4 protein-coding genes, 2 tRNA genes, 3 rRNA genes and 1 riboswitch are annotated in these 9,825 nt (G+C 45.8%); of the genes, 7 read left to right on the top strand and 2 right to left on the bottom strand.

Features of this window, described 5'->3' with window-relative positions:
* From L1D60_RS14745 to L1D60_RS14725, 5 genes are all read left to right on the top strand, one after another.
* Nucleotides 1-262: ribosomal RNA gene (locus L1D60_RS14745) — 23S ribosomal RNA — on the top strand; the annotation flags it as partial.
* Nucleotides 263-352: 90 nt separating this feature from the next.
* Nucleotides 353-468, top strand: a 5S ribosomal RNA gene (gene rrf / locus L1D60_RS14740).
* A gap of 7 nt (nucleotides 469-475) precedes the next feature.
* A 5S ribosomal RNA gene (gene rrf, locus L1D60_RS14735) occupies nucleotides 476-591 on the top strand.
* 41 nt (nucleotides 592-632) lie between these two features.
* Nucleotides 633-709, top strand: a tRNA-Asp gene (locus tag L1D60_RS14730).
* 57 nt (nucleotides 710-766) lie between these two features.
* A tRNA-Trp gene (locus L1D60_RS14725) sits at nucleotides 767-843 on the top strand.
* 778 nt (nucleotides 844-1,621) lie between these two features.
* On the opposite strand, the gene L1D60_RS14720 is transcribed toward L1D60_RS14725, so the two are convergent.
* Nucleotides 1,622-2,905: a sodium:proton antiporter gene (locus L1D60_RS14720; protein WP_239841749.1), complete on the bottom strand. Its 1,284-nt coding sequence runs from the start codon at nucleotides 2,903-2,905 to the stop codon at nucleotides 1,622-1,624.
* Nucleotides 2,906-3,074: 169 nt separating this feature from the next.
* On the opposite strand from L1D60_RS14720, the gene metH reads away from it, so the two are divergent.
* Nucleotides 3,075-6,752 carry a methionine synthase gene (gene metH, locus L1D60_RS14715; RefSeq protein WP_239841747.1) on the top strand — a complete coding sequence of 1,226 codons (3,678 nt, stop codon included), beginning with the start codon at nucleotides 3,075-3,077 and terminating at the stop codon, nucleotides 6,750-6,752.
* Between the two features lie 61 nt (nucleotides 6,753-6,813).
* Here the strand turns inward: metH and lysC are convergent, their stop codons facing one another.
* Nucleotides 6,814-8,187, bottom strand: coding sequence for a lysine-sensitive aspartokinase 3 (gene lysC, locus L1D60_RS14710; protein WP_239841739.1), 1,374 nt, complete (start codon nucleotides 8,185-8,187; stop codon nucleotides 6,814-6,816).
* A 107-nt stretch (nucleotides 8,188-8,294) separates the two neighbouring features.
* Nucleotides 8,295-8,472: riboswitch (Lysine riboswitch) on the bottom strand.
* A 176-nt stretch (nucleotides 8,473-8,648) separates the two neighbouring features.
* Here lysC and L1D60_RS14705 point away from each other — a divergent pair.
* Nucleotides 8,649-9,788: an alanine--glyoxylate aminotransferase family protein gene (locus L1D60_RS14705; protein WP_239841737.1), complete on the top strand. Its 1,140-nt coding sequence runs from the start codon at nucleotides 8,649-8,651 to the stop codon at nucleotides 9,786-9,788.
* The last annotated feature ends 37 nt before the right edge of the window (nucleotides 9,789-9,825 follow it).

Here is a 9,825-nt window from a genome sequence, read left to right as displayed (position 1 = left end):
GGGCTGCTCCTAGTACGAGAGGACCGGAGTGGACGAACCTCTGGTGTTCGGGTTGTCATGCCAATGGCATTGCCCGGTAGCTAAGTTCGGAATCGATAACCGCTGAAAGCATCTAAGCGGGAAGCGAGCCCTGAGATGAGTCTTCCCTGGCGCTTTAAGCGTCCTAAAGGGTTGTTCAAGACTAGAACGTTGATAGGCAGGGTGTGTAAGCGCTGTGAGGCGTTGAGCTAACCTGTACTAATTGCCCGTGAGGCTTAACCATACAACACCCAAGGGGTTTTGATGGACTCATAAGATATAAGCACTTGAATGAGTTTAGAGAATAAACAGCTTTCCAGATTTTAAGAATTTGCTTGGCGACCATAGCGTTGTGGACCCACCTGATTCCATGCCGAACTCAGAAGTGAAACGCAATAGCGCCGATGGTAGTGTGGGGCTTCCCCATGTGAGAGTAGGACATCGCCAGGCTTTNTTGCTTGGCGACCATAGCGTTGTGGACCCACCTGATTCCATGCCGAACTCAGAAGTGAAACGCAATAGCGCCGATGGTAGTGTGGGGCTTCCCCATGTGAGAGTAGGACATCGCCAGGCTTTAATTTTGGAACCACGTCTAAAGACGTGYTTRCCACTGCGGAGTGGTAGTTCAGTTGGTTAGAATACCGGCCTGTCACGCCGGGGGTCGCGGGTTCGAGTCCCGTCCACTCCGCCATTTATTCGAGAGCCTCGCCTAGTGCGAGGTTTTTTCGGATCTACAGTATTGAAATTTAGGGGTGTAGCTCCAATTGGCAGAGCAGCGGATTCCAAATCCGCGTGTTGGGAGTTCGAATCTCTCCACCCCTGCCATATATTAAGCCTCAGCAGAAATGCTGGGGCTTTTTTACGTCTGTTGTTTCTGCGAAGCAATGTTGGGATAACTAGGCGACCCCCTGGAACGCCAGCCTGGTCGAATCCTTCACCCCCTGCCACATATATAGTCTCTGACTTACGTCAGAGCCTTTTAGCTTTCTGACATTGCAGCCATACCATTCACAGAATGGCTGATTCTTCGATTACAAAAATAGCATGTGCTGAGCGCAACTGCGCCAACACAGTCGAACATCTGAGACACTAGCCTAATCTTCCTGCCAATACTAAAGCTAGAACAGTGTTGAAAGAGCTAGGTACATCCTTCGCACGCTGGTCAGTGTCGGCGCAATCTAGCATCGCCATATTGAAGGCTCTAGTTGAAACGCCAACGTATTTGTACTTTCTAAAGCTTGTGTTGGGAGTTAGATATTCTCAACTCTGCTATGCACTGAAGCCTCGGTAGGTATGCTAGGTGTTGTTTCTACGAAGCAGTGTTGAGATAGCTAGATGACTTGGCTCTCCAGTTCTAGAATTCTGTGGAATGGTGGGCTCTGGTGTTATTGAGGACAAATACTACTCAATCCTAGATTGGTTCTAATTCGTTGGTACCTGATCTGTTGAGATAAGGCAGTGTATCTCAAAAAAGTGAGGCTTTCGGTAGGTGCTAAGATGTGTTAATGCGAAGAGTAAGCGAATAGTAATGATGGTTAGTAGATGGCTTGGGAGAGATAGGATAGAGGCTACTTAGGAGGTAGCCTCTGTCTAGGGAAGTGGTTTATTCGTTTAGCTCTTTTTCTGCTAGCTTGGCTTTCTCAATCATAGGTGTGATTGTTGAGCCTTGGATTAAGATTGAGAATACAACGACAGAGTAGGTCATAACTAGGATGATCTCTTTCACATCGATTAGCTTATCTTCAATTACCCAGATACCTGAAGGAATAGATAGAGCCATTGCTAGCGCTAGACCACCACGTAATCCTCCCCATGTAAGGATTTTAACTGACCATGGGTTATAGCTTCTAAAACGTTTAAAGCCAATGTATGACAAGAATACACTGAGATAGCGTGCTCCGAGTACTAATGGAATAGAGAAAGCCATTAAGATCCAGTCTTCTTCGTGGAATTCGAAAAGTAGCATCGACATACCGATCAGTAGGAATAGCACGCCATTTAGAAACTCATCGACTAGCTCCCAGAAGTGGTCTAAATGATCTTCACTCTCTTTCGAGAAACCGATAAAGCGGGTCCAGTTACCAATCATGATACCTGATACCACCATAGCTAATGGACCTGATACATGAAGAACTTCTGCGAATGCGTAACCCGCAGTTGGGATGCCAATGGTCAGTAATAGCTCCATTGAGTGGTCGTCGGTGTTACTGATTAAGTAATGGAATAGAAGACCCAATGCAAAGCCATAAACAATCCCGCCAATTGCTTCTTGGATAAAGAGCATCGTCACACTGCCTACCGTCGGAGCTTCGGTACCAAACGCGATGGTAAATAGAGTGACAAAGATAACCAGACCGAAGCCATCATTGAAGAGTGATTCACCCTCAATCTGGGTCGAGATACGTTTTGGAGCGTCGAGTTTCTTAACGATCGCCAATACAGCAATTGGGTCGGTTGGAGAGATAAGAGAACCAAACAGTAAGCAGTAGATAAGATCAAACTGAATACCGATTACTTGGCAGAATCCGTATAGCACAAATCCAATGAAGAAAGTCGAGAACAGAGTCGCTCCCAATGCGAGCACTGTGATTTCCCACTTCTGATCTTTTAAGTTGGGCAATTTAATCCCTAGTCCACCTGCGAATAATAAGAAGCCTAGAATCCCTTTGAGTAGAAAATCTTCAAAGTTGATACTCGCTACTGTGTCTGACGCGATTTCAGACAGCTGAAACCAATCGTTTTGACCGGCAATCAAGATAATAAGTGAGAGCATCATCGAGCCAGCAGTAATGGCGATTGTGGTTTGCATCTTTCCTATCTTGCTGTTTACAAACGCTATCAACATAGCTGCTGCAGATAAAAAGCAGAGGGTATAGTAGACCGACATTGGATTTCCGATATGTAACAAAATATGAATATGAATTTTCGTCCTCTATAGCTCAAATAGCAAACGCTTTTTTGTCATAGATAAGTTATCAATTTCCCGTTTTAGACGTCTAGACTCCTTTTTAATGTGTGATAGGATGGAGTGATAACTAAAGGAATGAGGCTGTACTGTGGGAAGTAATGTAAAGCAACAGATCGAAGCTCAATTAAAGCAACGAATTCTATTGATCGATGGTGGTATGGGCACCATGATCCAGAACTACAAACTGGAAGAGCAAGACTATCGAGGAGAGCGCTTTGCTGATTGGCATAGTGATCTCAAGGGCAATAACGACCTTTTGGTGCTTACTCAACCTCAGCTTATTAAGGACATACATTCAGCTTATTTAGACGCTGGCGCAGACATCCTTGAAACCAATACCTTTAACGCAACCACCATTGCAATGGCTGACTATGATATGGAGAGCCTCAGCGAAGAGATTAACTTCGCTGCAGCCAAGCTAGCGCGAGAAGCCGCTGATGAGTGGACAGCGAAGACTCCTGATAAGCCTCGTTATGTGGCCGGTGTTCTTGGTCCAACTAACCGTACTTGTTCTATCTCCCCTGATGTAAATGATCCGGGCTACCGAAATGTCAGTTTTGATGAGTTAGTAGAGGCTTACTCCGAATCAACTCGTGCGCTGATCAAGGGTGGTTCTGATCTGATCCTTATTGAGACCATCTTTGATACTTTGAACGCTAAGGCTTGTGCTTTCGCAGTTGATACCGTATTTGAGGAGTTAGGTATTACTCTTCCTGTTATGATCTCAGGTACCATCACTGACGCATCAGGTCGAACGCTTTCAGGTCAAACTACTGAAGCCTTTTACAATTCACTGCGCCACGTTCGCCCTCTCTCTTTTGGCTTGAACTGTGCGCTCGGACCGGACGAGTTGCGCCCATATGTCGATGAGCTTTCTCGCATTTCAGAAACATTTGTTTCAGTTCACCCTAATGCGGGTCTCCCTAACGCATTTGGTGAATATGACCTCTCTCCTGAAGATATGGCCACTCACGTTAAAGAGTGGGCGGAAAGTGGATTCCTAAACCTTATTGGTGGTTGTTGTGGTACGACTCCCGAGCATATTCGTCAGATGGCTAATGTGGTGGATAAGATTAAGCCGCGTGCATTACCTGAGCTAACGGTCTCTTGTCGCTTGTCTGGACTAGAGCCACTTACTATCGAGAAAGACACGTTATTCGTCAACGTTGGTGAGCGTACTAACGTTACTGGTTCTGCTCGATTTAAGCGTCTAATTAAAGAAGAGCTTTATGATGAGGCTCTAGAAGTTGCTCGCCAACAAGTAGAAAACGGCGCGCAAATTATTGATATTAACATGGATGAAGGGATGCTAGACGCTGAGGCGTGTATGGTGCGCTTCTTAAATCTGTGTGCGTCTGAACCTGAGATCTCTAAAGTGCCGATCATGGTTGACTCTTCTAAGTGGGAAGTCATCGAAGCCGGCCTTAAATGTATTCAAGGTAAGGGCATCGTTAACTCAATTTCCTTGAAAGAGGGTAAAGAGAAGTTTGTTGAGCAAGCAAAGCTGATTCGTCGTTATGGTGCCGCAGTGATCGTGATGGCATTTGATGAAGTTGGCCAAGCAGAAACGCGTCAGCGCAAGTTAGAAATTTGTACCAACGCCTACAACATTTTGGTTGATGAAGTTGGCTTCCCTCCAGAAGATATTATCTTTGACCCGAATATCTTCGCGGTTGCGACAGGTATTGAAGAACATAACAACTATGCGGTTGATTTCATTGAAGCGGTAGCAGACATCAAGCGTGATCTTCCATATGCGATGATTTCTGGTGGTGTATCTAACGTTTCATTCTCTTTCCGTGGTAATAACTACGTTCGCGAAGCGATTCACGCGGTGTTCCTGTATCACTGTTTTAAGAACGGTATGGATATGGGTATCGTTAATGCCGGTCAACTTGAAATTTACGATAACGTACCTGATAAATTGCGTGAAGCTGTAGAAGATGTTGTTCTTAACCGTCGTGATGACTCGACTGAGCGACTACTTGATATTGCGGCTGAATATGCAGGCAAGGGTGTGGGCAAAGAGGAAGATGCTTCTGCTCTCGAGTGGCGTACTTGGGCGGTTGAGAAGCGTTTAGAGCATGCACTTGTTAAAGGTATTACTGAATTTATCGTCGAAGATACTGAAGAAGCTCGATTAAGTGCCAGTAAACCACTAGAGGTAATTGAAGGTCCTCTTATGGATGGTATGAACGTGGTTGGTGACCTATTTGGTGAAGGCAAGATGTTCCTTCCTCAGGTAGTTAAATCAGCGCGTGTAATGAAGCAAGCCGTTGCGCACTTGGAGCCTTTCATTAACGCTTCTAAGCAAGCAGGTTCTTCAAACGGTAAGATTTTGCTCGCGACCGTAAAAGGCGATGTTCACGATATCGGTAAGAACATTGTGGGCGTGGTACTGCAGTGTAATAACTACGAGATTATTGACCTGGGGGTGATGGTTCCTTGTGAACAGATCCTAAAAGTCGCTAAGGAAGAGAATGTCGATATTATCGGTCTATCTGGCCTGATCACTCCGTCACTGGATGAGATGGTACATGTGGCGAAAGAGATGGAGCGTTTGGATTTTGATTTACCACTGTTGATTGGTGGAGCGACCACTTCGAAGGCGCATACTGCAGTTAAGATTGAGCAGAACTACAAGAACCCTGTGGTGTATGTAAACAACGCTTCACGTGCAGTTGGGGTATGTACTTCTTTGTTATCTGATGAGCTTCGTCCGGCGTTTGTTGAGAAGATAGATTTGGATTATGAGCGTGTTCGTGATCAGCACAATCGTAAGAAGCCTCGTACTAAGCCTGTGACGTTAGAGCAAGCTCGCGCGAATAAAGTGGCTATTGATTGGGAAAGCTATACGCCGCCAGCTCCAGCTAAGCCAGGTGTACATGTTTATGATGATTTTGATGTTGCGACTCTACGTCGTTATATCGACTGGACACCGTTCTTCATGACTTGGTCGCTAGTGGGTAAATACCCTGCGATTCTTGAACACGAAGAAGTGGGCGAAGAGGCAAAACGTCTCTTTAAAGACGCGAATGACCTACTTGATAGGATTGAGCGTGAAGGCTTACTTAAAGCTCGGGGTATGTGTGCGCTGTTCCCTGCGGCAAGTGTGGGTGATGATATTGAGGTTTATACTGATGAGTCACGCACTGAGGTGGCTAAGGTTCTTCACAACTTACGTCAGCAAACAGAGAAACCAAAAGGCTTTAACTACTGCCTGTCTGACTACATTGCGCCAAAAGAGTCAGGCAAGAAAGATTGGATTGGTGCTTTTGCGGTAACGGGTGGTATTGGAGAGCGTGAGCTGGCCGATGAATACAAAGCTGCGGGCGATGACTACAACGCGATCATGATTCAAGCGGTAGCTGACCGACTTGCGGAAGCATTTGCTGAGTACTTACATGAGCAAGTACGTAAAGATATCTGGGGTTACTCCGCCGATGAAAACCTATCGAATGATGAGTTGATTCGTGAGAAATACCAAGGGATTCGTCCTGCGCCTGGTTATCCGGCATGTCCTGAGCATACTGAAAAAGGCGCATTGTGGGAGCTATTGAAAGTGGAAGAAACAATCGATATGTCTTTGACCAGCAGCTACGCAATGTGGCCGGGTGCATCAGTATCGGGTTGGTATTTCTCTCACCCTGATTCACGCTATTTCGCGATTGCTCAGATTCAGCAAGATCAAGTAGATAGCTACGCAGATCGCAAGGGTTGGGATACGCTTGAAGCAGAGAAATGGTTAGGTCCAAATATTAACTAGGGCCGACTAGAAAGAGAAAGGGTTGCTGTTGAGCAACCCTTTTTTGTGTCTGTTTGAATTTTTACTCTTGCTCAAATAACTCTTGGTGAAGTTTTTGAATTGCCGAACGAGAGACTGACTCATGCACTAAGAAACATAGATTGTGTGGGCTCGCACCGTAACAGATCATACGCAGGTTGAAGTCTTCAAGTGTACTGAATACTTGCTTAGCGTAACCCTTGCTTTCACTCATATTGTTACCAATCAACGCCACAAGACATAGATTATGCTCAACTTCTACCGTACATAGCTCTTCAAGTTCTTTGCGTACAACTTCAGGCAGTTCCGGGGCACCACCAGAGGTATCTGTTTGATCTAGGGTTAGAGAGACACTGATCTCTGAAGTGGTAATAAGATCGACAGAGATCTTATGCTTAGCGAGGATCTCAAATACTTTTGCTAGGAATCCATATGCGTGGAACATGTTAGCACTGCGCAGAGTAACCATAGTTTGGTTGCAGCGCAGGGCGAGTGCTCTGAACAGTGGCGAGCTTTCCACTTGTTGGCGAATCCAAGTACCGCCTTTTTCAGGCTCTTTAGATGAACCAACAAAAACTGGAATCTGATGACGTAGCGCTGGTACCAGCGTGGAAGGGTGCAGGATTTTAGCGCCAAAGTTGGCCATCTCTGAGGCTTCACTGAAGCTAATCTCTGGGATAGGTGATGCTTTGGGGGCGATACGAGGGTCAGTTGTATAGATCCCCGGAACATCTGTCCAAATCTCTAGACCAGAAGCTAATACCGATTCTGCAATCAGTGCTGCTGAGTAGTCGCTTCCGCCACGACCAAGAGTGGTTGTATTACCTTCATCATCTGCACCAATAAAGCCCTGAGTGATCACTACATGCTCTTGGCACAATGGAACCAGTTTCTCCTGAGCAAGCTGAGAGATCTGCTCTAGCTGAGGTTCAGCTTTGCCGTAAGCGTCATTGGTGCGCAGCACTTCTCTGATATCAAATCGGATCGCAGATACACCACGCTCTCTAAGGATTTGAGCAAAAAGGTGAGTCGACATTAGCTCACCACACGCCACTAAATGGTCGGTCAGTTTAGAGCTTGACTGAAAAGATGCAGCCTCTGCAGCACTTGCAATATTATCCAGAATAAGATGGATCTCTTTTTCCACGCTCATTGGCTCTGCAAGCTGATCCAAAATCGCGTGGTGAATTTCCATTAGTTGGCTCATTAACTCTTGGCGGCGAGCTTGGTCTTGTACGCCGTTAGCCAGTTCAACTAAAAGGTTGGTGACGCCTGAACACGCACTGCTGACAACAAGCTTGGTATTTGGGTTATTCTCAATAATGGCTGCACAGCGACTCATTGCTTCAAAGTTAGCAACACTTGTCCCACCGAATTTGGCGACATTAAAAGAACCAGCTACATTAGATGCGCTCACGATAAATCTCCCGACTTCCTAAAATAAAAATTACTGTTGGTAATCCAACGTCCAATGTTTTGAAGAGAGGGTTTAGAGCAAAAAGAGAGGTGTGTATTTGAATTGTAAACCTCAGAAGCTCCTCATCATATTGGAATGATGACAGTTAATGGGATTCAGCCCAATTAACCGATAACAGAAACCCGACATGTTTCAGTTACCTCGGCACTGCTCCCCCTGAATGTTCTGTATTGGAAATGTGGCTCCACAAAACATCTACCTGGGCAGTGCTCCTCTTCTGCTTGATAGCTGTTTTATTGAACGTGTTTGCGGTACGAATGTCAATCGGTAACTCAAGATAAAGTGAAAATAAATTTAACAATTCTGTGACACTGGTTTGACCTCGAGACTTTCGGTTAATTGCTGAGGTAGTGGATTTGCTTTAGTGTGGAAGGTTCATGTCATAAACATAAGGGATAATTATGTCTAACTTGCACACTACTTCCATCGCTGAAAGCTTTTTTCCTCCTCATCGTACACTCATGGGGCCTGGGCCTTCTGATATTTCTCCTCGAGTTTTACAAGCGCTAAGTCGTCCCACTATCGGCCACTTAGACCCTTTGTTTATCAATATGATGGATGAGGTTAAGCAGCTATTAAAATATGCCTTCCAAACGGAGAATGAGTTTACGATTGCTGTTTCAGCGCCGGGTAGTGCAGGTATGGAAACCTGTTTCGTTAATCTGATTGAGCCGGGCGAAAAAGTGATTGTGTGTCGCAATGGTGTTTTTGGCGAGCGAATGCGTGAGAACGTGGTTCGTTGTGGCGGCGAAGCGATTCTGGTTGATGACGAATGGGGAAAACCGGTATCGATTGATAAAGTAGAACAAGCACTTACTGAACACCCAGATGCGGTTGCAGTTGCGTTTGTTCACGCAGAAACATCGACAGGCGCTCTCACGGATGCTGACGCGATTTCTCAAGTTGCTCGTCGTTTTAATGCTCTTACTATCGTGGATGCAGTTACGTCATTGGGTGGTGTGCCTTTGCTGGTGGACGAATGGCAGTTAGATGCTGTGTACTCGGGTAGCCAGAAGTGTTTGTCTTGTGTACCGGGCCTTTCGCCTGTTACTTTTTCTCAAAAAGCGGTCGAGAAGATGAAAGCACGCCAATCACCAGTGCAGAGTTGGTTCTTGGATCAGAGCTTGGTATTGGGATACTGGAGTGGTGAAGGAAAGCGTAGCTACCACCATACTGCACCAGTAAATAGCCTGTACGCTCTGCATGAATCGTTAGTGATTCTGCGCAATGAAGGCTTAGAAAATGCCTGGGAGCGTCACCAATCCGCGCATCGTGAGCTAAAAGCAGGCCTTGAATCTCTTGGACTAAGCTTTGTGGTTGAAGAAGGAAGTCGACTACCGCAACTGAACGCGGTGTATTTCCCTGAAGGGATTGATGAAGCGACTGTTCGAACGCGTCTGCTTGAAGAGTACAACCTAGAGATTGGTGCAGGACTAGGTGCACTAGCAGGAAAAGCGTGGAGAATTGGCTTAATGGGTTATGGCGCTCGAAAAGAGAATGTGGCTCTATGTTTGAAAGCCCTGGCGGATGTTTTGAAATAAGCTAAGCGATTCATTGAATTGAAAGGCGAACGAGTTA

Origin of the sequence: Vibrio sp. Isolate30, from assembly GCF_022397975.1 — a bacterium.
Lineage (GTDB): Bacteria > Pseudomonadota > Gammaproteobacteria > Enterobacterales > Vibrionaceae > Vibrio > Vibrio fortis.
Note: the sequence above shows the minus strand (reverse complement) of the source record. Positions and strands in the feature narration are given on the sequence as shown.

Excerpts from the sequence above, each read along its gene's own strand:
- L1D60_RS14720 (WP_239841749.1), bottom strand. The coding sequence starts at position 2,905 with ATGTCGGTCTACTATACCCTCTGCTTTTTATCTGCAGCAGCTATGTTG.
- L1D60_RS14705 (WP_239841737.1), top strand. The coding sequence starts at position 8,649 with ATGTCTAACTTGCACACTACTTCCATCGCTGAAAGCTTTTTTCCTCCT.